The sequence below is a fragment of the Ignavibacteria bacterium genome, from assembly GCA_016873845.1.
Taxonomy (GTDB): domain Bacteria; phylum Bacteroidota; class Ignavibacteria; order Ch128b; family Ch128b; genus JAHJVF01.
Window position 1 is genome coordinate 65,588 of sequence record VGVX01000003.1, and the last position, 22,170, is coordinate 87,757.

Consider the following 22,170-nt stretch of genomic DNA (forward strand, 5'->3'; position numbering starts at 1 on the left):
AACTTTTATGCCTACAAAAGAAATACACGGCAAATCGTTTGAGATTGATGCCGACGGCAATCTGAAGAACTTATCAGATTGGAACGAAAACATAGCGAAAGCACTCGCTAAGGAAGAAGAAGTCAATGATCTAACCGACCGCCATTGGGTTGTAATAAATTACATGCGCAAAGAGTTTCAAGAAAAAGGAGACGCGCCTTCAATTCGTAAATTAACGAAAGAAAGCGGCGTTGATACAAAAGAACTTTATGCATTATTTCCAAAAGGTCCGGCAAAAAAAGCTGCTAAAATTGCAGGTCTGCCGAAACCAAAAGGCTGCATATAATTTCTAATAAAAATTTTTTGAATAACATTTAATAGGAGAAAAAAATGTCAAACGGAACTTATGAACCAATCAAAAAAGTTTCGATAGTTGTTTCGCGAGGTTCACTCGAAGGCGTTTATCCAGGATTAATCATGGCAAACGGTGCAAGAATGGAAGGAATTGAAGCAACACTTTTCTTTACATTCTTTGGACTGCACGCAGTAATTGAAAAGAAAATGGATAAAATCAAAGTTGCCACGGTTGGGAATCCTGCAATGTGTGTACCATCTGCAATGGGTCCTGGCTTACCAACATGGATGGGCGCAATTCCCGGAATGTCCTGGTTTGCTACTGGAATGATGAAAAAAGAAATGGAAAAACTCGATATTCCACCAATTCGTGAATTCATCGAGATGATCCACGATGCAGGCTGTGAGATTTATGGATGCAAAGCAACTGTCGATATGTTTCATTTAACGAAGAAAGATTTCTGCCCGCAAGTTGATGGAATTATTTCCGTCGGTGAGTTTTATGAGAAATCAGCTGGTGCTCAAATAATATTTACTTAAGAGTTAATTAGAAACTTCTAGCATTTCGATTCATTCAGGTGGATCGATAATTTAACTAAATCAAAAACATAGTAGAGAGGAATTTATGCGTCTAAGGATGTTAACTATCTTATTTTTGATCTCGTACGTCATTCTGCCTGCCACAGATCACGGCATATATTTGCATGTTGTTTCCAATATTAAGGATGATTTCAATAAAGTCGGCGAGGAGGTAAAGTCGAAATTAAAATCTGCTGGATACGATATTTTATATTTCGACGATGTATCTACTCCAGATATTGTCAGAACAAAAAATGACGAGCATTGCGGATTTAGAGCGCAACTAATCGTTGTAAGTTCGGATGAGTATTCTAAAATGCTGACTTCAAAAGGGAACCAGTATTTAATTGGAGCTTTTTTGAGAGTCGGTATTTTTGAGACTCCCGACGGAGTGCAAATTTCTATTGCAGATCCCGAAACTATTAATAGGATAATTTTTAATAATCTTTGGGAAAATAATAAAAGAAATGAGTATGAGCAGATCATTTCTAAGACAAAGGAATTTAAATCAGGATTCATTAAAACAATCCATTCCATAAGCAGCGGCAATAAAATAGAAAAAGCGATGGAGCCAATTCGAAGTGCGAAAGATTTACGTGAATCATCCAGAGATATGTTTATGATGGTTGGCAAGATGACTTTCTTCAACGATGAAGATCAATTCCCGCTCGTTTATTCGCGAAAAAATAATGATGGAAAAGAAGGGATTGAAAAGCTGTTAAGTGAAATGCAAATCAATCTTAAAAACTTCAAACCGACTAAAGATGACGTAGAATATAGATATGTTGCTTCACCGGAAGTCTTAAAATGGAATATTATTAGTAAAGTTTATTCTCCTGATTCATTCGCTGTTGTTCTTGGTGTTACAAGACCTCAGACTGAAGGTTTATCTTTTCACATTTGTGGAACAAGCCGAGAGACAAAACAAAATAAATGTCCGGGGATAGATCACGTAACAGCATATCCGATAGAAGTTCTGATAATTCAAAATCGAGGTGAGCTTCAAGTTTATACTGCTCGCGAAATGTTTAGAATGGATATGTACTTTTGGGATGCCGGAAAAATGGCTTTCATGAATCATATGAGCATGCCATCGATTTTGGATGAATCGATTCGTATGGCGCTGCTTGGTAAATATTATAAACCAGATTAATTCAGTACAAGTCAATGAACTTTGGTTTAAATCAAAAACTAACTGTCCTTATAACAAACAAACAAAAACAATTAAGTAACAGGAGTAAATCTATGAAGTTAATCTTAAAGACTTCGTTTTTACTTGTTTTATTTACATCGTTGACTTTTGCCCAGACGGGAACGCGGCTGGTTGACTTTAATGCAAAGTCGATTGGGAGAGGTGGAACAAGTATCGGTACATTCGATAGCCCTGCTTTAATGATGAACAATCCTGCAGGTATTTCTTTTTTATCAAATTCTATGTTGGATGCAAATATTTCGCTTATGTTTCCAAAAATTCACTTCACAAATACTTTAAATGATGCGGATGGCGACAAAAATATGTTTCCATTACCTGCACTTGGTTATGTGAACAAATATCCCGAAAGTGATTTCACCTGGGGAGTTGGCTTCTTCACAGCTGGTGGTATGGGTGCAGATTTAAAACTAATGCATGCACTTTACCGCGATCAAACTGGAAACTCTGTATTGCAAGAGTACCATTCTCAACTTGCTTCAATGCAAGGAGGAATATCTGCTGCATATAAATTCACAGAGAATTTATCTTTGGGTGTAAGTTTGCATGGTGTATACAGTATGCTCGAATTCTGGATGCCATACTCACTTGATCCATCGATTATGAAAGGTATAGCAATGCCTGGAATGACCTTTGGACAATTATTCGCTGCACCTCCAACTGCAGGTGGTTTTGGATATGATGAAGTAACTGCATCTGCAAAAATGAGCGATCTTACAGCAATTGGTTTCAACGGAAAAGTTGGTTTAGCATATCAATGCAATGATCTATTTTCATTGGGATTGAGCTACACAATGCCCACACCATTGACTTATAAAAATGGCAAAGCAAAGATGGATATGACATATCAATTCAATGACGCCTTTGCAAAGGCAATTCAAGGATATAAAATGCTAAATCCAAGTGCAACTGATGCACAGGCACAAGCTGCGGTGATGGCGCAATTTGATGGAATGAGAATTGACCTCACAAAAGGTGTTGCCGCGGATTACGATTTGAATCTCGATTTGACTTTTCCACAATCAGTTGGATTTGGTATTTCTTATAAACCATCTGCAAGTCTTAATTTGGCACTAGACGTAGAATGGATTAATTGGAAATCTGCTTTCGATAATATGACAATTAAATTATCGAACGGCGCTAATCCAAATATAAATAAAATGCTTGGAAACACGGGTACATTTGATTTAGAATTTCCATTGAACTGGAAGAATTCATTTGTTGTTAAGGTCGGGGGTGAATATATGGTCAATCACGATCTAACATTCCGATTGGGATTTGCACATGGAACTAATCCGGTTCCGGAAGAAACAGTCTTTCCAGTATTTCCAGCCATTGTAGAAAACCATTTAATGGTCGGTGGTAGTTACAAAATAGCAAAACCACTTACTCTTCATTTTGCATACGAAATGGCATTAAATAATTCTTTAACTGCATCTAAACCAAGTTTGATTGCAAATGAATATGATGGAAGCACAAGTAAACTTGGAACAAGTATCGGTCATTTAGCGATTTCATATAATTTCTAGTTTAGAGATTGTATTCTCTCCTCACAGAACCAATCGTTCGATAATTAGAATGGTTGGTTCTTTTATTTTAAAGAAGTTTAAATCTCAATCGTAATATTTCATTCTCAAAACTTGTAGAGATGATCTTGAACTGACCGATTTCTGATGTATTGCTTACGTGCAGCCCGCTGCAGGGACATGCATCGTAATCGCCGATTTTTATGATTCGTAAAGTTTCTCCAGCATCGTCAGGAAGTTTCTCCAGATTAAAAAGTTCTTCTGCTTCGTTTCTCGAGATGAATTCTTCAAACACGTTGGAGTTTGAGCTGATTACATTATTCACCCGAGTTTCGATCTCTAAAGTTTCTTCTTGGGTAATTTCTCGGCTGAATCTGTAATCACATTTAGATTTTTTCTTTTCGATGTGTGCGCTGAATGCTCTGCCGCAATTGAACATTCTTACCATGGTTTGATTAAGAATATGCTCAGCTGAGTGCATTCTTGGGTCATAATCTTTTTTCATATTTGCATTTTCTCTGTTATACAGTTAGTACAACTTTCCCAATTGTTTCCCCGGATTTTAATCGTGCGACCGCATTTGGAAGCTGCTCAAATGGAAATCGTTCGTTAATAATTGGTTTGGGTAAATTTAATTCTAGAATTTCTGGAAGCATTCCTTTCAACATGTCGACTCTATCATAAATCCAAATCAAGTTGAATCCGCTGACAGTTCTATTTTGTTCGATGATATTCAAAGTGTCAATCTTTGGTCTTTTCATGTAATTATAAATGAGTTTTAGATAATTTGAACCAAATTTGCCCGTTGAGAAACTTGCACTTCCGTAGATAATCATCCTTCCGGTTGGGGCGAGTAAATTAAATTTGTCTGTCAAACCTTTTCCGCCTACAGCTTCCAAAACGAGATCAAGAGTACGATCTTTCAATGCAGTTCGGATATTATTTTTAAGATTCTTATCTCTCAATAATACTTCATCATATCCTTCTGATTTTGCGAATTTTACTTTCTCTTCTCTTCCTACAATTCCAATCGTAAAAGCAGAAAACTTTTTCGCAATTCGATTCGCATAAATTCCGACTCCACCGGCTGCACTTTCAATTAAAACAGTCCCACCAGAATGTAGATTTCCCAACTTAGTTAGTGCGTAAAAGGCAGTTAGAGCATTAACTATAAAACTTGCCCCTTCATCGAATGTCCATTCATCGGGCAGCTTAAGCGTATAACGTTGGTCAATATTTAAATGTGTTGCATAACTTCCAAATTTGATTACTCCCATCACACTATCACCGATTTGGAAATCATTAACAGCTGATCCTTTCTGTATAATCACTCCAGAAAATTCTAAACCAGGAATAAAGTTTCGTTTCGGTGCCGCTTTATAAAAACCAAGGATGGTAAAGATATCTGCAAAATTCAATCCGATTGCTTTAACTTCGACAGTAACTTCGTTTTTGAGTGGAGCGTCTAAAGGTTCTGAAACGAACTTCAATTTCCTAATTGAACCAGGTCGGTCAATTCTATAAACTTGTCTAATCATTGAAAATCTTATAACTCTTGCGACAAGCTAAAAAGTTTAGGAAATAATGGCAATGATAAATTAAATAATTTGCTGTCACCGACCGGTCGGTGACAGCAGCAAGCTAACCAATTCAAAACTAATTCAAGTTTGAATCAATAGGGGAAAATTTTAACTTGCTGAAAAATATATGCGAGAACTGAAAAAAGCGAGGAATAAAAATGAGAAGTTTTCTTTATTTAATCACCACAATTCTTTTTTTACAAAACCTATGTATAGCACAAAATAATATGATGAAAACCGCTAATCCCTTTTTTGAAGAATACAAAACTCCCTTCCAAGTTCCACCATTCGATAAGATTAAAGAAGTGCATTATATGCCTGCATTCAAAGCTGGGATGGAAGAACAACAAAAAGAAGTAGATGATATTATTAACAACAATGCAGCCCCAACTTTTTCAAACACAATTGAAGCACTTGAATACAGCGGAAATCTTCTTAATAAAGTCAGCTATGTTTTTTACAATTTGAATTCAGCTGACACAAATGAATCACTTCAGAAAATTGCGAAAGATGTTTCACCGCTTCTATCAAAGCATCGTGATGATATTAACTTAAGCGAAAAACTTTTTCAAAGAGTTAAGTCAGTTTACGAAAATCGAAGTAATTTTAATTTAACTCCAGAGCAAATCAGATTACTCGATGAATACTACAAAGATTTTGTTCGAGGCGGAGCTAATTTAGATGAAAAGCAAAAAGAAAGAATGCGAGAAATTAATAAAGAGCTTTCTCTTCTCACATTAAAATTTGGCGAGAACAACTTAAAGGAAACCAATTCATTTAAAATGATTTTGGAAAATGAAGAAGATCTTATCGGATTGCCTCAGTCAAATAAAGAAAGCTCGAGCAAAGCTGCGAAAGAAGCTGGTTTAGATGGTAAATGGTTATTCACATTAGACAAGCCAAGTCTCATTCCATTTCTTCAGTACTCAAATCGACGTGATTTGCGTGAAAAAATGTTCAAAGCTTACATTAACCGCGGAAATAATAACAACGAGTATGACAATAAAGAAATTTTATCGAAAATTGTTTCGCTTCGCATAGAAAAGGCTAAACTGCTTGGATACAACAACCATGCTGAATTTATACTTGAAGAAAATATGGCAAAGACTCCGGATAAAGTTTATGAATTCATGAAACAGTTATGGGAGCCAGCTTTGGGTGTAGCTAAAAATGAAGCAGCCGAGCTTCAGGAAATGATTAAAAAAGATGGAGGTGATTTTCAGTTAGCACCGTGGGATTGGTGGTACTATTCCGAAAGAATTAAAAAAGAGAAATATGAACTAGATGAAGAAGAAATGCGGCCGTATTTCAAGTTAGAAAACGTCAGAAACGGCGTATTTGATGTTGCCAACAAACTGTATGGAATTACTTTTTACGAAAGAAAAGATATTCCAATTTATCATCCCGACGTTCAAGTATTTGAAGTTAAAGAATCTGATGGTAAACATATCGGAATCCTATTCATGGATTTTCACCCACGGCAAGGTAAAAGAGTCGGTGCCTGGATGAATTCCTTCCGCAAGCAGTATCGTGAGAAAGGGAAAAACATCACTCCATTAATTGCAAACGTTTGCAATTTCTCCAAACCAACAGCAAACAAACCTGCACTTCTTAGCTTTGAAGAGGTAGAAACATTATTTCATGAATTTGGTCATGCTCTTCATGGGTTGCTTTCAAACAGTACATATCCAAGTTTAACAGGGACTTCGGTACCGCGTGATTTTGTTGAACTCTGTTCTCAAATCATGGAAAATTGGGCGAATGAACCTGAAGTTCTAAAAACTTATGCACGACATTATTTAACTAACGAACCGATTCCCGATGAACTTATCGAACGAATGAAAAAAGCAGAACACTTCAATCAAGGATTTGCAACTGTAGAATATCTTGCTGCTGCATTTCTCGATATGGACTTGCACACTTTGAATGAGCCAATTTCAATTGATCCAATGGAATTTGAAGAGAAGTCTCTCATAAATATTCAATTAATTCCAGAAATAGTTGTGCGCTATAGAAGTCCATATTTCAATCATATTTTTTCCGGCGGATACTCATCGGGGTACTACAGTTATGTTTGGGCAGAAGTCCTCGATGCTGATGCTTTTGAAGCATTTAAAGAAACAAGTTTGTTTGATAAAAAAACTGCACAGAGTTTTCGAGATAATATTCTCTCAAAAGGGGGAACCGAAGATCCAATGGAACTCTATCTAAAATTTAGAGGGAGAGAACCAAAAGTTGATCCTTTGTTGAAAAGAAAAGGCCTCAATTAGGATTAAGTAAGGCTAAGGTTTAGACTAAGGCTGAGGTATATTGATTGCGTAAATAAATGACGAGAAACTTGAAATCAGAAAAATCAAAATTCGATTATGATTATTTGGTTATTGGCAGCGGATTTGGTGGTTCGGTCGCTGCGCTTCGGTTATCCGAAAAAGGTTATAAAGTCCTTGTCGTTGAAAAAGGAAAGTGGTTTTCATCTAAAGATTTTCCTGAAACTAATTGGAATCTAAAACGCTGGCTCTGGCTTCCCATTTTTAGATTTTTTGGTTTCTTTAAAATAACATTCTATCAGCATGTTGGAATATTATCTGGAGTTGGGATCGGCGGCGGCTCTTTAGTTTATGCAAACACTTTACCGATTCCCAAAAAAGAATTCTTCCAAGCTAAATCGTGGGTACATCTTGCAGACTGGGAAACGGAATTAACTCCTCATTATGAAACAAGCAAACGAATGATGGGAGTTGTGCAAAATCCGAGATTAGAAAATGGAGATAAAGCACTTCAGCAGCTTGCGAAAGAAATTGGTAAAGATAAATTCTTTGAACCAACACAAGTGGCTGTTTTCTTTGGTGAGCCAACTAAAACAGTGAAAGATCCATATTTCAACGGGGAAGGTCCAGATCGATCTGGCTGTACTTTTTGTGGTGGGTGTATGATAGGCTGCCGTGAGAATGCAAAAAACTCACTTGACAAGAACTATCTCTTCCTTGCGCAAAAAAAAGGGGCAGAAATATTATCTGAATCGAAAGTTTATGACATAATCCCAATCGATAATAAAGATGGAAGCGATGGTTATATTATTAAATGGAAATCATCAACAAATTTTTTCAAAACAAAATCTGAAGCAAGAGTTCAAGGAATTGTTTTCGCTGGAGGCGTTCTTGGGACAATTCCGCTAATGCTGAAATTGAAAAAAACATCTTTACCTAATCTTTCTAATAAAATTGGTTACAACGTAAGAACGAATTGTGAAAGTCTGATGGGTGTTGTTGCTCCGAATAAAGCAACAGTATTCTCAGATGGAATTGCTATTAGTTCAATCCTTCACACCGATGAACACAGCCATCTCGAGCCAGTAAGGTATCCATCTGGTTCAGGATTTTGGCGGCTGCAGTTGGCTCCATTAACTTCTGGAAGAAATGTGATCGTTAGATTATTGAAAGCAATTGCAGAAATTCTAAAGCATCCAATTACTTATTCGAAAATATATTTTGTGAGAGATTGGGCAAAAAAAACACAGATACTTCTCTACATGCGGACAATTAGCGGAACGATTAGATTTACACGCGGCTGGTTTGGAATGAAATCTAAAATTGGAGAAGGAACATTACCAACCGCATTTATGCCTGAAGCAGCAAAATTAGCAAAGCAATTTGGCAGAATAGTAAATGGAACGCCTGGTGCCTTGCTCTCGGAAATTATTCTCGGAATTCCCACAACAGCTCATATTCTCGGCGGTGCTACGATGGGAATAAATTCTGAGGAAGGTGTAATTGATAAAGAGAACCGAGTCTTTGGTTATAAAAATATGTATATATGTGATGGTTCAATGATATCTGCAAATCCAGGAGTGAATCCATCACTTACAATTCTTGCATTAAGCGAAAGAGCGATGAGTAAGATTGAAATGAAAAAATCTGTGAAGAACTGATTTTATTAAAAAAGTAAATTCGATATGCGGAGAGGGAGGGATTCGAACCCCCGGTAGCCAGAGACTACAACGGTTTTCAAGACCGCCGCTTTCAACCACTCAGCCACCTCTCCATAAAAAACATTTTATCAGAGGTCAAATTGATTTTATCGGTTGCAAAATTAAGAATTATGAAATGATTAACCAAGTCATTTTAATTGCCAGAAAAACAAATTTCATTCAACCTTCAAAATACTTAATTTTGATTAAATGCCCCGGTAGCTCATCCGTCTCCGTCAGCTGACGGATGACGGAGGAAAGAGCAGTCTGCCTCCAGCGGATTGGTCGGAGGTATGCAAAGGGGAAAGAAAGATGAAAAAGAGATATTTCATAAAAGTAAATATCAATATTTAATTTTAAACAGTAGAAAATAAAACAAGCCCCGGTAGCTCAGTAGGATAGAGCAGCAGTTTCCTAAACTGTTGGTCGGAGGTTCGAATCCTCTCCGGGGTACAAAACCAATGCAAAATGTTGATTGTAAATTGTAAAATTATTGTTTAGGGAACAAACCCAATTTCAATTTCGTCTAAGTTCACAAAAAAGGAGAAAATCGTGAAACAACACACAAATATTTATAAGCTATTTTTTTCAGCTTTACTTTTCGTAATTGCTGTTTCATTCAATGTGAATGTTCTAGCTCAGGAAAAAGAGAAGGCACCGTTGAATAAAAAAATCAAAAATATTAAAGGTGACGTTACAAAGATTGTTGTTACTGCAGATGGAAAAGAGACAGTTTTCCAAGGTGAAGAAGCTCAAAAGCTGTTCAAGAAACTAAAACCAGAAGCAAAGAAAAGAGTTAAAGTAATTATGCTCGATGATGACGATGACATCTCTTGCATAGATGACGATAAGGTATTTTTCTTCAAAGGGGATGATAATAAAGATGTTAAGATCTTTATGAAAAAACTTGATGAAGACTTTGACTGGACCGATAAAGGTGATAAAAAAGTAAAAAAAGAAATTAATGTTGAAGTCAAGGATGGCAAGAAGAAAGTGACTATAACTACAACCGAGGACGGAGAAAAAAAAGTTGATGTCTTAGAAGGAGAAGCAGCGGAAAAATTTCTGAAAGAACATGAAGCTAAAGGTGAACATAAAATGATGTTTAAAAATAAAGAAGGAAAAGAGATTAAAATATTTAAAAAGAAGATAGAAAAAGAGTAAACATTTATTTAAGAATTAAAAGCTTCTTGGGTGCTAAAAAAATATTGTACTCGAGAAGCTTTTTTTATGTACTAAAAACCTCCCTAAAATTTATTATTTTTGTTTGAATTTGCCTCCGTAGCTCAGTTGGATAGAGCATCGGCCTCCGGAGCCGAGTGCACAGGTTCGAGTCCTGTCGGGGGTACAAAATTAATTTAAAATGTAAAATGGAAATTGCAGAATGAAAGTCGCTAAAGAGTATAAATGGGAAATGGGTCATCGATTACATTTCCACGATGGTAGATGCAAAAACCTACACGGTCATTCTTATAAAGCAATTTTTGAGTTCGAAGGAGGACTAAATGAAAATGGGATGGTGATCGACTTCTATGAAATCGACAAAATTGTGAATCCCATTGTTGATGAACTTGATCATGCTTTTTTATGTCATGAAGAAGACATAGAGCTGCTCGAAGTTTTAACAAAATTGAAAAGCAAAACTGTCATCGTCAAGTTCCCCACTACAGCAGAAAATATTTCTAAATATTTGTGCGATAGAGCTGCAAATTCTCGGCTTCCAAAGAATTTAAACTTCCTTTCAGTTAAAGTGTTTGAGACAACAGATTCATATTCGGAGTCAACAATAACATTAAACTGAGTAGTTAGAGTTTCTTTTTCATTTCATTTTTTATAATTTGTTAAAGAAAAATGAGTTTCGATTCAACTAAAAATCTTGCTGTAGTACTTACAAGTGGTGGGATGGATAGCTGCGTGACTGCAGCGATCGCATCTCAGGAATTTGAACTTGCAATGCTTCACCTCAATTATGGACAGCGGACCGAAAACCGCGAGTTGAAAGCTTTCAATGATTTATCAGAATATTTTAAAGCAAAAGTAAAATTAATCCTTGATACAGATTTATTCAGAAGAATTGGGAATTCATCTCTCACAGATTATTCGATTCACGTTTCAGAAGCGAATTTAAAATCAAAAGAAATTCCGACTTCATATGTTTCGTTCCGGAATGCGAATATTTTATCAATGGCAGTTAGTTGGGCTGAGACTCTTGGTGCAAAAAAAATTTTTATCGGAGCTGTTGAAGAAGACTCTTCTGGTTATCCCGATTGTCGGAAAGTTTTTTATAAACAGTTTAATGCACTGATTGAAGTTGGAACGAAACCAGAGACAAAAATTGAAATTATTACACCTCTTATTTCAATGAAAAAAAACGAAATAATAAAAAAAGGAATCGAGCTTAATGCACCCTTTCACTTGACGTGGTCATGTTATCAAAGTGAGGAAATTGCCTGTGGAGTTTGTGATAGCTGCGCACTTCGACTGCGTGGATTTCAACAAGCTGGTGTTGACGATCCAATCCCCTATAAATCAAAACCGAATTATTTATGAAAAATAAAGTTACTATACTTGAAACATTTGACAACCAGTATCCCCAAAGAGATTATGTAGTTACTCACTTCGCACCTGAATTTACCTCTGTTTGTCCAAAAACAGGACAGCCGGATTTTGCTGAGATAATCATCGAATATATTCCCGATAAAAAGTGTGTGGAACTCAAGTCTTTAAAGCTTTATTTAAATTCTTTTCGCAATGACGGAATTTTTTATGAGAGTGTTGTCAATTTTATTTGCGATGATTTGATTAAGTTGATGAAGCCCCGTTACATAAAAGTTATCGGAGAGTTTAAGACTCGCGGCGGGATTGAAAGCATTATAACTGTTGAACACAATTCAAAAAAGAAAAAGTAAAACAAAATGTTTCGAAACAGCGTTTATTATTTAGGCGGAATAGTAATTTTTGTTTTCGGAATGTTTATTTATGGAATCGTTTCTAACTGGCGAGAGGTTGAACTGAATGATGTTCTCAAGGAAAAAAAATTACCAACTGGTTTCCAGCCAAAGTTAGTTATTAATAAAATTGATTATAAGCTCCATCTTTATGCCGATACAATATTGGTTAAAACCTATGATGTAGTTTTTGGTGGAAATCCAAAATATGATAAACGTGACAGCGAAGATAGATATACGCCTAAAGGAAGTTATTTTATCTGCGATAAAAAAATTACAACTGGACTTGGAAAAACATTAGTTCTGAATTATCCAACAATTCATGATGCTGAGTACGGATTAAAGCAGAACATAATTTCAAATAAAGAGTATTTATTAATTGAAAGTGCATTTCAAAACCAATCCATTCCACCAATGAATTCTAAACTTGGTGGAAATATTAAAATTCATGGGAATGGAAAATTTGATCTCATCCTTCGAAATTTACCATTCATATTAAATTGGACAAACGGCAGTATCGCCGTCAATAACCGAGAAATTGAGGAACTCTATGATGCATGTCCGGTCGGGACTGAAGTTATTATTTATTAGCTTCGCAATCGTTTTTCTTTTCGGTTGCAAGTCTGAAAAAGAAGACCCTGCCAAAATGATTTCCGGAGGGAAATTAGAATCCAAGTTTGAAAAGCTTGAAGGTCAAGATCTTTTGGAAGAAGCGTCTTTACTTCTTGGCGAGGATGTATTCTTTGCCTCGTTGGATTTTTATATTGAATCTAAGGAAAAATCTCTTGCCGTAATTTCAACTGAAGTGAAAAACCGAACCACCTACGGAGTGAAATTTACACTTGTAGAATTTACTGACGATCTTGCAGAAGTAAAATTTTGCACCGATTTTATCGATGGCATAAAAGAAACTTCGGATTTTGGAATTAGAGAATTTCCCGACATAAACAGAACTTTTTTATTTTATAACAGTCGTTCTTCGTTCATTGGTTCAAGCGGCGGAGAGCTGTTCTTGTATTTGTTTGAGATTAAAACCGGTGAATTATTCACTTTCTATTTTTTTGAAGAGAATCAAAAGATAAAGCTAGAACTCTCAAAGAATTTAAAAGAGACTCAAAATTTCTTGTTAAGAGATTGGTTCTTATTAGAAGGGCAAAAAGTAATTCCAGAAATAAGTATGCATAAGGGGAGTGAATTATATGTCACAAAATAATGTGAATTCATTCTTCATTGGAGAAATGAGTTTTGATTTATTTGAAAAGATTTAACCTATCTGTCATTCCATTTATTGCACTTTTTATTTTCCCCCTGTTATCCTTTTCTCAGGAGAGTGAAAAAAAATTTGAACTTAAAGAAATTCAATTCGAAGGAAATGAGTTTGCTTCCTCAAGTTTATTAAAAAGTATTATCCTTTCGAAAGAAACACCAAACTGGGTATGGAAATTTTTAAACTCATTTACCAACTTAGGAAAAGAACCTGTCTATTTCGATTCGACTTTAATTCAAACCGATTTAAGAATATTAAAATCATTTTACACAGACAATGGTTTCTTTCGTACAGAAATTCAGTCGAGTTTCTCTATCGATTCCATTGATCAGATTGCATTTTTAAAATACTATATATATGAAAATATCCGAAACAGAATTTCGTTATACGAATACTATGGTTTAAAAAAAGAAGTCATCGGTGAGTGGCTGTTTAATAAAATAATCGAAGAAAGAACTATTGGCACTAATTTTTCATTCTCCAGAGAGATGATTGAAGCTGATGTTTTTAGAGTATTAAATGAGTTGAAAAGTTATGGTTTCATGCTTGCGGAGAGAGGAAGTACAGTTGTAACCATTGATACCGCAGCAAATACTGTCTCCATAGAAACCTATTTCAATCCTGGCAAACACTTCAAGATTTCAAATGTAACAGTTGAAAAGCAAGGCGTCGGAAAAGATTTTGTTGATGATGAACTTCTGATAGACTTAGTTGACATTAATCGCGGCGAGAGATACAACAATACTCAAATAGGCGAGGCACAATTACGTTTATATAGAACAGGACTTTTTTCGTCGGCATTAATTAATAGCGTTATTTCCGATACAGTTAATGGGACAGTCCCATTAAATATTAGTGTCGATATCGGGAAAATAAATGAATTAGGTCCTGAAGTTTTGTTAAATAATCAGTCAAGCACATTTAATGTTGGATTAGGATTAAACTATACAAGAAAAAATCTTTTTGGCGGTGCAAGAAAATTCACAATTCGAACCGAAGTTTTATCTCAAGATATTTTAAATGTGAATTTCAAAAATGTTTTCAGTGGGAATGGATTAAAAGATAGTTCCGTACTCGGAAATGCTTTAGTAGTTGCTGGTATTGAGCAGCCATATCTTCTTAGTAAATCGATTTCTGGAAAATTGGAATTCTTTGGAGCAGTAGAGCAGCAAAAGTTTTATAGATATTATACGCTCGGTTCTAAACTTGGACTGACATTTGAATCGCCGCAGTATGTGTTCTTTAATAATTACAAAACTTATTTGACTTATGAATCGATCGATGTTGATCTCAGAGCATCGCTGGTTAGAGAAGTTATAATTGGATTGCTAACCTATTTAAATTATCCAATACCTAATGATTATTTGATAGATGAATTAGTTGAAGAATTCCAATCTGCTCTGCATCAGTCTAATATCATTCTTGGAGTTGATTTATTTTCGAATCATGCAAACGATCTTTTTTCACCTACAAAAGGGTATAATCTTCAGCTTTCACTTGAATATGCCGGATTGCTTCCTTTCATGAAAAATTTATTCGGAAGTGTTAAAGACGAAAATGTTCAATATTATAAGATAAACTTTATTACTTCGTTTTATACAAATCCTTGGAAACCCAGTCTTGGGGGATTAGCTTACAAACTTCGACTTGGCTATATGCATAAATTCGATGGAGCAAAATCGATTTCACAAAATAAATTATTCCATTCAGGCGGAAGTAACAGCGTGCGCGGTTGGAGAGCAAGAGGACTTGGTCCATCAGTAACTTATGTAAATACATCAGGCAATGTAGCCACAATTGATGAACTCGGAGGACAATTTATTTTTGAAGGTTCGATTGAATCGCGGAATAGAATAATCGGTGACTTTGGCTCTGCCGCATTCGTTGATTTTGGTAATACTTGGGATAACATTAAGGTTCCACGATTAAATGAATTTGCTGTTACTGTTGGAGCCGGGATCCGGTATTACAGCTCATTTGCTCCGTTCCGGCTGGACTTTGGGATTCAATTGTATGATCCTTACAGCCGTAAATTCATTTTTGATAGAGCTTTCTTCAAAGGATTTCAAATACATTTTGGTATTGGAGAAGCGTTTTAATTCATTATTTCACCATTTATTTGATATTTTACCTGGAATTTTGGCATTGGTTAAAATCGTTGAAAATTAACCTTTGAATCAAAATAAATAACCTTGAATTCGGTGAGTAATTTCCGTATGATTGTACGTTGAATTTGCCCGTAAAGGGCAATTTTTTTTATGTATGTAAGTTTAGATAAGATTAAAGAGATTTCAACTCCTCTTTTAGAAGAGAATAATGCCTTTCTAATTGAACTAAAGCATCTCAAAGAAAAAGGATTTGATAAATATCTATTTTTTATTGATAAGGAAACCAATTTAACAATTGAAGATTGCTCAACAATCAGTCGATTGCTCGAAAAGTCACTTGTAGAAGAAAACGCAATTGCTGAAAATGATCAAATCGAGGTTTCTTCACCTGGAATTGATAAACCTTTGAAATTCTTGAAACAATTTTCAAAACATCTCAATAAGAAATTTTCTATAACATATATTGATGGTGAAGTCAAAAAGACGCAGGAGATGAAGCTGATTGGTGTGAATGATGACACACTGACTTTCGAGCTAAATCAGAACGTCAAAGAAATTAAATTTAATAATATTGTTTTTGCTAAGACTTTAATAAGTTTTAAATAGAAGGAAAATCACTTTATGAATTACGATATCGTTGAATCGTTTGCTCATATGGTTAGAGAAAAGAGCATGGATAAAGACGTGCTTGCCGGAATCATTGAGGAAATTTTTTCCACATTGATGAAAAAGAAGTATGGATTAGATGCTCAGTTTGAGATCGTTGTTAATCTTGATAAAGGTGAAATCGAAATATTTTTAGAAAGAGAAATCGTTGAAGAGGTTACTGATCCCAATCTTCAAGTTTCACTAGAGGAAGCTGTAAATAAAAGCGGTGAAGTTTTTGAAATCGGTGATATTTTCCCGGAAGAAATAAAATTAAGTGATTTTGGACGAAGATTAGTCAACCTTGCTAAACAAACTCTCAGTCAAAGATTAAGAGAAGTAGAAAAAGATATTGTTTACAATGAATATTCTCAGTTGGTTAATGAAATTGTGATCGGTGACATTTATCAAATTAGACGTGAAGATATTCTTGTAAATCATAATAAGAATGAACTTGTAATGCCAAGAGTTGATCAAATACCAAAGGAACGATATCGTAAAGGTGATACAGTCCGAGCAATTATAAAAGAGGTCAGCAAAGATCAACGCGGACCAAAAATAGTTATTTCACGGAGCGATGATAAATTTTTATCAAAACTATTTGAGTTGGAAATACCAGAAATATATGATGGAATCGTCGAGATAAAATCAATTGCAAGAGAACCAGGCGAACGAGCAAAAGTTGCTGTGATTTCAAATGATGATCGAATAGATGCCGTTGGCGCATGCGTTGGTATGAAAGGGGTGAGAATTCATTCGATCGTCCGTGAATTAAGCAATGAAAACATTGACGTTGTCCATTATTCCGATAATTTGGAAACATTCATCCGTCGGGCGCTATCACCAGCCAAAATTAAAAACGTTGAAATAAACGAAGCCGAAAAGAAAGCTACGATCTGGGCTGATGCAGACCAAGTTTCTCTGATTGTTGGCAGGAATGGACAAAATATAAGACTTGCAATGAAGTTAGTCGGTGTCCACATCGATGTTATCCGTGAAGAAAAACCGATAGAAGAATATGAAGTTGATATCGAATTAATCGACTTCAAACAGGAACTCGGTGAAGAAGTCTATGATAAACTTATAAATGCTGGGTATGATACTGCTATCGATGTACTTAAAGCTGGAATGGAAGCAGTAAAAGAGATCGAAGGTTTTGACGAGGATAAAGTAGCTGAAATATTCAGTATCTTAAAAGAAGGTTTTGAAGAGTAATTCAAATTAGGAATTATAATGTCCAAAGAAGGCAAAAAAACTAAATATGCAATTTATAAGATAGCTTCCGAGCTTAATATCTCGAAAGAACATCTTCTCGAATATCTTAACAGTAAGGGTATCGAAGTAAAAAGCCACGTTTCAAAAGTGGATGAAGGTGTTTATGAAGACATTATAAGTCATTTTAAAAAAGATAAAGATCTTGCCGATAAGCATCAGAGAAAATGGGATGCTTTTAAAAAGAAACATGAAGAAGTTGATGATAAAGGAAAGAAGGAGAAGAAAAAAGAGGAAGAGTCGAAGGAAGAAATAGTTGAACTGACATATACGGTTACCGAGAAAGCTGATCTAGCAGAATCTGAAATTCAAGAGGGTATAGAAATAACAGCGCCATCGGAAATTCCTCCAACTGAGGAAAAAGTCACCGAAGAAGATTCTTTGCCTGGGGAGATTGCTGAAGTGATTGCTGGAGAAATCTTTGCGCCAGTTAGTGAAGAGAAAATTGAAGTGACAGCCGAAGAGACGGCAATTGAAAAATTAGTTGAGACCGAGGTTAAGGAAGTTGTGAAAGAGGAAAAAGAAGCTGTTGAAACGAAAGCTAAACCTGAGATCGCCACGACCTCTATATCAGCACTAAAACGAAATAAAAAAAGTCTGAAAATTGTCGGAAAGATCTCACTTGACGGAAAAGACAAAAAAGAAGAAACCAGCGGAAAAGAAACTCCTGCAGAAAAAGAAGAGAAAAAAGTCAAACGTCATAAGAAAAAACGACTGCGTGAAGATCTGAAAAAGACGAAAATTGAGGAAGAGCCTGTTAAAGCGAAACGAGTAAAGAAAATCAAAGGCCGAGAAATAGATGAAAAAGCTGTCGATGATGCCATTCGAAGAACCAAAGAATCAATGGATGTATCTGCTTCTTCAGCAAGGGCTTCATTGAAGAAAAAAAAGAAAAAAGAAAAGTTAGAAGAGATAAAACAACAGCATGAAAAAGAATTATCGGAGAAGAGTATACTTCGTGTCTCGGAATTTGTTAGCGTCTCTGAACTAGCAAATTTGATGAATGTATCAGTCGCAGAAGTTATTACGAAATGTATGTCATTCGGTTTAATGGTTTCAATCAATCAAAGGCTGAATAAAGACACAATAATTCTTGTTGCTGATGATTTTGGTTTTGAAGTAGATTTTCAAGAGGAATATGTTACGGCTAAAATTGAGGATCAGGAAGATTCTGCAGAATCTTTAGAAACTAGACCCCCTGTTGTCACAATTATGGGTCACGTAGATCATGGTAAGACCTCGCTGCTTGATTATATAAGAAATTCACAAGTAGTTGCCGGTGAAGCAGGCGGAATCACTCAGCACATTGGTGCGTATAAAGTCGCTCTCGAAAGCGGAAAAGAAATAGCATTTTTAGATACTCCTGGTCACGAAGCATTTACCGCAATGCGTGCCCGCGGTGCAATGATCACTGACATAGTAATTCTTGTAGTTGCAGCTGATGACAGCGTTATGCCGCAGACAATCGAAGCAATAAATCACGCTCAAGCCGCAGGTGTGCCAATCATTATTGCAATCAACAAAATTGATAAACAATCCGCCAACACAGAACGTATTCGTCAACAACTGGCTGATAAAAATGTTCTCGTTGAGGAGTGGGGTGGAAAATATCAATCTGTTGAAATTTCTGCTAAGCAGGGAAAAAATATAGAGCTTCTTCTTGAAAAAGTCTTACTCGAGGCAGAAGTTCTTGATATGAAAGCAAATCCAAATCGGTATGCTCGCGGTCACATAATTGAGGTAGAATTAGATAGAGGTAAAGGCGTTGTGGCAACCGTATTAGTTCAAAAAGGAACTTTGAACATTGGCGATCCATTTGTTGCAGGAGCTTCGTCAGGAAGAGTTCGAGCGATGTTCGACGAAAGAGGGCATAAAATGGAATCAGCTCCGCCATCAACCCCGGTGCAAATTCTTGGTTTCGATGAAATGCCTCAAGCAGGTGATGAATTTGTCGCTGTTGAAACAGACCGAATCGCGCGCAGCATAAGCACCGAAAGAATGCTAATAAAACGCGAACAAGAACATAGACTTGTTAAACATTTAACTCTGGATGAAATCTCTAAACAAATAAAAATTGGCGGTGTCAAAGATTTACGAATAATTGTAAAAGGTGATGTCGATGGTTCCGTTGAAGCACTCGCTGATTCTCTACTGAAAATTTCAACCGAAGAAGTTAAAGTAAGCGTAATTCATAAAGGCGTCGGTGCAATTGTAGAATCCGATGTATTGCTTGCTGCGGCTTCTCAAGCTGTTATTGTTGGATTTCATGTCAGACCTAACTTAAATGCTCGTAAGCTTGCCGAAACCGAAAAAATTGAAATTAGACTCTACAATATTATTTACAATGCGATAAATGAAATTAAAAGCGCCGTTGAAGGAATGCTCTCACCCGAGGTTTCTGAAGAAATTACTTCGACTGTTGAAGTCCGAGATGTCTTCAAAATTTCACGAGTTGGAACTATTGCAGGATGTTATGTTCAAGACGGGAAAATTCAGAGGAACAATAAAATTCGTTTGGTTCGTGAGGGAATCGTAATTTACGATGGAAACATCGATACGCTCAAACGATTCAAAGATGATATTAGAGAAGTTGAAAATGGTAAAGAGTGTGGAATTAAAATTGAGAATTTTAACGATGTTAAAGTTGGTGATATAATTGAATCATACAAATTTGTTGAAAAGAAGAGAAAATTAGAAAATGTCAGTAAGAACTGATAAAGTCAGCGAGCTAATTAAAAAAGAGATCAGTATGATCCTTCTGAAGGAGGTTAGCGATCCTGGTTTAGGATTTGTTACAATTACTTCAGTCAAAATGTCCCCCGATCTTAGAAATGCAAAAATTTACATAAGTGTATTTAATAAAGAACTTCGAGAAAATGCTCTCAATCATTTAAATAGTGCAAAAGGACATGTGAGAACAAAACTTGCTTCGCGATTGCACCTCAAGCATACCCCCGAGTTACATTTTTTTATCGATGATACGCTCGACTATGTGGAAAACATTGAAAACCTGATTAAGGAAATTCATAAGAATGATAACCAATCAGACGAGTGATTTCAATAATATAGATTTTAACAAAGGAGAAGTTATTCTGGTTGATAAACCATTGGATTGGACTTCATTTAATGTGGTTGATAAAATTAGAAAAACCATAAAAGTAAAAAAGGTCGGTCATACCGGTACTCTCGATCCTAAGGCAACCGGACTTTTGATTATTTGCACTGGCGCAAAAACAAAAACTATCTCATCTTATCTTGATCTAACAAAGGAATATGCCGGAAAAATTTTTCTTGGGAAAACTACTCCGACAATGGATACTGAGTCTATCAATGAAGCTACTGAGCAGCAGGATACTTCTAGTATAGATAGGAAAATGATTGAAAAAGTTTCAGAGAGATTTATGGGTGTGATTGAACAAGTGCCACCAAGTTATTCAGCAATATGGGTTGATGGCAGGCGGGCATATAAACTCGCACGGAAAGGGAGAGAAATTAAGCTCGAACCAAGAAAAGTCATTATCGACAAATTTAAAATTACAGATTATGATGAGCCGCTTATCTCATTTGAAATAAGCTGTTCAAAGGGGACTTATGTTAGAAAAATTGCTTCGGATCTCGGTACTGAACTCGGATGCGGTGCGTTTTTATATGAATTAAGACGTACGAAAATCGGACAGTATGATCTTAACGATGCAATAAATATTGATAAGTTCCAGGACTTGTTCGCAAATAGAGTGAATTGATGAATATATTTTATGACATATCTGAAGTAAAAAAAGATGCAAAAACGGTTGTTACCGTTGGTACTTTTGACGGTTTTCATCTAGGTCATCAAAAAATTATTAATGAATTAATATTCAGATCAGTAGACGCAGCAAGCAGAAATTTCATCGTAACTTTTGAACCACATCCCAGACTTGTAATTGGAATCGTTCATGATGTTCAGATACTGACCACACTTGACGAAAAGTTTAAATATCTTCAGGCACACTCAGTTCAAAACGTTTTAGTGCTCAAGTTTACTAAAGAGTTCTCACAGTTAAATTTCAGAGATTTCATTGTGAAATATCTTGTTGATGGAATTGGCATGTCGGAAATCGTAATAGGATACGATCATCAATTCGGAAAAAACCGAGAAGGGAATGCAAAAGCTCTTAATGAAATTGGAAAAGAGTACAATTTCAAAGTAACGCAAGTGTCACCATTTTCCATTGAGGAGACATCGGTAAGCAGTACAAAGATTAGACGCGCACTTCAGGATGGGAATATCCAACTTGCAAATTCGTTTCTAGGAAAGCAGTATGAATTTAGCGGGAAAGTAGTACGAGGAATAAAACGAGGAACCGAAATCGGATTCCCAACTGCAAATATAGGTTTAATGAACAGATCAAAAATTACTCCGAAGAGAGGTGTTTATTTTGTTGAAGTTGTTACTTGCGGTAAAAAATATTTTGGAATGATGAATATTGGATATCGGCCGACTTTTAACAGTGCGAGCGAGATGACCTTGGAGGTTCACATTTTCTATTTTAATGAAGATATTTATGATGAAGAAATCAACATAAAATTTATTGATAGAATTAGAGAAGAAAAAAAATTCTCTTCTGTACGGGAGTTAGTTGAACAATTATCTGCTGACAGGCAGCTTTGTTTTGAAAGAGTTAATAATTATAAAGTTGAAAGTTTTTAATAATTAATTAACACCGGTTGATTCTGGTGTTACATTTACAAATCA

At 35.7% G+C, this 22,170-nt stretch carries 21 protein-coding genes and 3 tRNA genes; 21 read left to right on the forward strand and 3 right to left on the reverse strand.

From position 1 onward, the window contains the following. Positions 1 to 7 precede the first annotated feature (7 nt). From tusE to FJ213_01690, 4 genes are all read left to right on the forward strand, one after another. Complete coding sequence (gene tusE, locus FJ213_01675) at positions 8 to 325, forward strand: TusE/DsrC/DsvC family sulfur relay protein (protein MBM4174869.1); 318 nt, start codon at positions 8 to 10, stop codon at positions 323 to 325. A 44-nt stretch (positions 326 to 369) separates the two neighbouring features. Continuing rightward, on the forward strand, positions 370 to 873 hold the full coding sequence (locus FJ213_01680; GenBank protein MBM4174870.1) for a hypothetical protein: 504 nt from the start codon (positions 370 to 372) through the stop codon (positions 871 to 873). 85 nt (positions 874 to 958) lie between these two features. Next, entirely contained in the window at positions 959 to 2,065 is a 1,107-nt protein-coding gene (locus FJ213_01685; GenBank protein MBM4174871.1) for a hypothetical protein, read from the forward strand. Positions 2,066 to 2,079: 14 nt separating this feature from the next. Continuing rightward, the gene (locus tag FJ213_01690; protein MBM4174872.1) at positions 2,080 to 3,651 is read left to right on the forward strand and encodes a hypothetical protein; all 1,572 of its coding nucleotides are present in this window, start codon (positions 2,080 to 2,082) and stop codon (positions 3,649 to 3,651) included. Positions 3,652 to 3,718: 67 nt separating this feature from the next. Here FJ213_01690 and FJ213_01695 read toward each other — a convergent pair whose 3' ends face one another. After that, entirely contained in the window at positions 3,719 to 4,153 is a 435-nt protein-coding gene (locus FJ213_01695; protein MBM4174873.1) for a hypothetical protein, read from the reverse strand. Between the two features lie 16 nt (positions 4,154 to 4,169). After that, complete coding sequence (locus tag FJ213_01700; protein ID MBM4174874.1) at positions 4,170 to 5,186, reverse strand: zinc-binding dehydrogenase; 1,017 nt, start codon at positions 5,184 to 5,186, stop codon at positions 4,170 to 4,172. 200 nt (positions 5,187 to 5,386) lie between these two features. Between FJ213_01700 and FJ213_01705 the strand changes: the two genes are divergently transcribed. Both FJ213_01705 and FJ213_01710 read left to right on the forward strand, forming a co-directional pair. Continuing rightward, on the forward strand, positions 5,387 to 7,498 hold the full coding sequence (locus FJ213_01705; protein ID MBM4174875.1) for a M3 family metallopeptidase: 2,112 nt from the start codon (positions 5,387 to 5,389) through the stop codon (positions 7,496 to 7,498). Between the two features lie 56 nt (positions 7,499 to 7,554). Next, the gene (locus tag FJ213_01710; protein MBM4174876.1) at positions 7,555 to 9,156 is read left to right on the forward strand and encodes a GMC family oxidoreductase; all 1,602 of its coding nucleotides are present in this window, start codon (positions 7,555 to 7,557) and stop codon (positions 9,154 to 9,156) included. A 27-nt stretch (positions 9,157 to 9,183) separates the two neighbouring features. Here FJ213_01710 and FJ213_01715 read toward each other — a convergent pair. Next, positions 9,184 to 9,269, reverse strand: a tRNA-Ser gene (locus FJ213_01715). 305 nt (positions 9,270 to 9,574) lie between these two features. Here FJ213_01715 and FJ213_01720 point away from each other — a divergent pair. The 15 genes from FJ213_01720 (at position 9,575) to FJ213_01790 (ending at position 22,125) form a co-directional block, all read left to right on the forward strand. Further along, positions 9,575 to 9,651: transfer RNA gene (locus tag FJ213_01720), tRNA-Arg, on the forward strand. Between the two features lie 96 nt (positions 9,652 to 9,747). Further along, on the forward strand, positions 9,748 to 10,359 hold the full coding sequence (locus tag FJ213_01725) for a hypothetical protein (protein MBM4174877.1): 612 nt from the start codon (positions 9,748 to 9,750) through the stop codon (positions 10,357 to 10,359). A gap of 111 nt (positions 10,360 to 10,470) precedes the next feature. Beyond that, positions 10,471 to 10,546: transfer RNA gene (locus FJ213_01730), tRNA-Arg, on the forward strand. Between the two features lie 33 nt (positions 10,547 to 10,579). Next, positions 10,580 to 10,996, forward strand: coding sequence for a 6-carboxytetrahydropterin synthase (locus FJ213_01735; protein ID MBM4174878.1), 417 nt, complete (start codon positions 10,580 to 10,582; stop codon positions 10,994 to 10,996). Between the two features lie 50 nt (positions 10,997 to 11,046). After that, positions 11,047 to 11,745, forward strand: a complete 699-nt coding sequence (queC, locus tag FJ213_01740) for a 7-cyano-7-deazaguanine synthase QueC (protein ID MBM4174879.1) — start codon at positions 11,047 to 11,049, stop codon at positions 11,743 to 11,745. Then, a complete protein-coding gene (gene queF, locus FJ213_01745) occupies positions 11,742 to 12,104 on the forward strand; it encodes an NADPH-dependent 7-cyano-7-deazaguanine reductase QueF (GenBank protein ID MBM4174880.1) in 363 nt (120 codons plus the stop codon). The genes queC and queF overlap by 4 nt, the downstream gene beginning before the upstream one ends. A gap of 6 nt (positions 12,105 to 12,110) precedes the next feature. Further along, positions 12,111 to 12,734 (forward strand): L,D-transpeptidase, encoded by a 624-nt coding sequence (locus tag FJ213_01750; GenBank protein MBM4174881.1) that lies wholly within the window; start codon positions 12,111 to 12,113, stop codon positions 12,732 to 12,734. Continuing rightward, complete coding sequence (locus FJ213_01755) at positions 12,694 to 13,356, forward strand: hypothetical protein (GenBank protein ID MBM4174882.1); 663 nt, start codon at positions 12,694 to 12,696, stop codon at positions 13,354 to 13,356. Before FJ213_01750 ends, FJ213_01755 begins: the two co-directional genes overlap by 41 nt. A gap of 32 nt (positions 13,357 to 13,388) precedes the next feature. Beyond that, positions 13,389 to 15,509 (forward strand): hypothetical protein, encoded by a 2,121-nt coding sequence (locus FJ213_01760; GenBank protein MBM4174883.1) that lies wholly within the window; start codon positions 13,389 to 13,391, stop codon positions 15,507 to 15,509. Between the two features lie 159 nt (positions 15,510 to 15,668). Continuing rightward, positions 15,669 to 16,124 carry a hypothetical protein gene (locus FJ213_01765; protein MBM4174884.1) on the forward strand — a complete coding sequence of 152 codons (456 nt, stop codon included), beginning with the start codon at positions 15,669 to 15,671 and terminating at the stop codon, positions 16,122 to 16,124. Between the two features lie 15 nt (positions 16,125 to 16,139). Further along, positions 16,140 to 17,378: a transcription termination factor NusA gene (gene nusA / locus FJ213_01770; GenBank protein ID MBM4174885.1), complete on the forward strand. Its 1,239-nt coding sequence runs from the start codon at positions 16,140 to 16,142 to the stop codon at positions 17,376 to 17,378. Positions 17,379 to 17,396: 18 nt separating this feature from the next. Then, positions 17,397 to 20,150: a translation initiation factor IF-2 gene (infB, locus tag FJ213_01775; protein MBM4174886.1), complete on the forward strand. Its 2,754-nt coding sequence runs from the start codon at positions 17,397 to 17,399 to the stop codon at positions 20,148 to 20,150. Then, positions 20,134 to 20,490: a 30S ribosome-binding factor RbfA gene (rbfA, locus tag FJ213_01780; GenBank protein ID MBM4174887.1), complete on the forward strand. Its 357-nt coding sequence runs from the start codon at positions 20,134 to 20,136 to the stop codon at positions 20,488 to 20,490. The genes infB and rbfA overlap by 17 nt, the downstream gene beginning before the upstream one ends. Next, a complete protein-coding gene (gene truB / locus FJ213_01785; GenBank protein ID MBM4174888.1) occupies positions 20,468 to 21,178 on the forward strand; it encodes a tRNA pseudouridine(55) synthase TruB in 711 nt (236 codons plus the stop codon). The genes rbfA and truB overlap by 23 nt, the downstream gene beginning before the upstream one ends. Continuing rightward, positions 21,178 to 22,125, forward strand: a complete 948-nt coding sequence (locus FJ213_01790; protein ID MBM4174889.1) for a bifunctional riboflavin kinase/FAD synthetase — start codon at positions 21,178 to 21,180, stop codon at positions 22,123 to 22,125. The genes truB and FJ213_01790 overlap by 1 nt, the downstream gene beginning before the upstream one ends. Positions 22,126 to 22,170: the final 45 nt, after the last annotated feature.

What these genes read in the sequence shown, in the direction of transcription:
- tusE (MBM4174869.1), top strand. Translation starts at nt 8, where the DNA reads ATGCCTACAAAAGAAATACACGGCAAATCGTTTGAGATTGATGCCGAC.
- FJ213_01680 (MBM4174870.1), top strand. Translation starts at nt 370, where the DNA reads ATGTCAAACGGAACTTATGAACCAATCAAAAAAGTTTCGATAGTTGTT.
- FJ213_01685 (MBM4174871.1), top strand. Translation starts at nt 959, where the DNA reads ATGCGTCTAAGGATGTTAACTATCTTATTTTTGATCTCGTACGTCATT.
- FJ213_01690 (MBM4174872.1), top strand. Translation starts at nt 2,080, where the DNA reads ATGAACTTTGGTTTAAATCAAAAACTAACTGTCCTTATAACAAACAAA.
- FJ213_01695 (MBM4174873.1), bottom strand. Translation starts at nt 4,153, where the DNA reads ATGAAAAAAGATTATGACCCAAGAATGCACTCAGCTGAGCATATTCTT.
- FJ213_01700 (MBM4174874.1), bottom strand. Translation starts at nt 5,186, where the DNA reads ATGATTAGACAAGTTTATAGAATTGACCGACCTGGTTCAATTAGGAAA.
- FJ213_01705 (MBM4174875.1), top strand. Translation starts at nt 5,387, where the DNA reads ATGAGAAGTTTTCTTTATTTAATCACCACAATTCTTTTTTTACAAAAC.
- FJ213_01710 (MBM4174876.1), top strand. Translation starts at nt 7,555, where the DNA reads ATGACGAGAAACTTGAAATCAGAAAAATCAAAATTCGATTATGATTAT.
- FJ213_01735 (MBM4174878.1), top strand. Translation starts at nt 10,580, where the DNA reads ATGAAAGTCGCTAAAGAGTATAAATGGGAAATGGGTCATCGATTACAT.
- queC (MBM4174879.1), top strand. Translation starts at nt 11,047, where the DNA reads ATGAGTTTCGATTCAACTAAAAATCTTGCTGTAGTACTTACAAGTGGT.
- queF (MBM4174880.1), top strand. Translation starts at nt 11,742, where the DNA reads ATGAAAAATAAAGTTACTATACTTGAAACATTTGACAACCAGTATCCC.
- FJ213_01750 (MBM4174881.1), top strand. Translation starts at nt 12,111, where the DNA reads ATGTTTCGAAACAGCGTTTATTATTTAGGCGGAATAGTAATTTTTGTT.
- FJ213_01755 (MBM4174882.1), top strand. Translation starts at nt 12,694, where the DNA reads ATGATGCATGTCCGGTCGGGACTGAAGTTATTATTTATTAGCTTCGCA.
- FJ213_01765 (MBM4174884.1), top strand. Translation starts at nt 15,669, where the DNA reads ATGTATGTAAGTTTAGATAAGATTAAAGAGATTTCAACTCCTCTTTTA.
- nusA (MBM4174885.1), top strand. Translation starts at nt 16,140, where the DNA reads ATGAATTACGATATCGTTGAATCGTTTGCTCATATGGTTAGAGAAAAG.
- infB (MBM4174886.1), top strand. Translation starts at nt 17,397, where the DNA reads ATGTCCAAAGAAGGCAAAAAAACTAAATATGCAATTTATAAGATAGCT.
- rbfA (MBM4174887.1), top strand. Translation starts at nt 20,134, where the DNA reads ATGTCAGTAAGAACTGATAAAGTCAGCGAGCTAATTAAAAAAGAGATC.
- truB (MBM4174888.1), top strand. Translation starts at nt 20,468, where the DNA reads ATGATAACCAATCAGACGAGTGATTTCAATAATATAGATTTTAACAAA.
- FJ213_01790 (MBM4174889.1), top strand. Translation starts at nt 21,178, where the DNA reads ATGAATATATTTTATGACATATCTGAAGTAAAAAAAGATGCAAAAACG.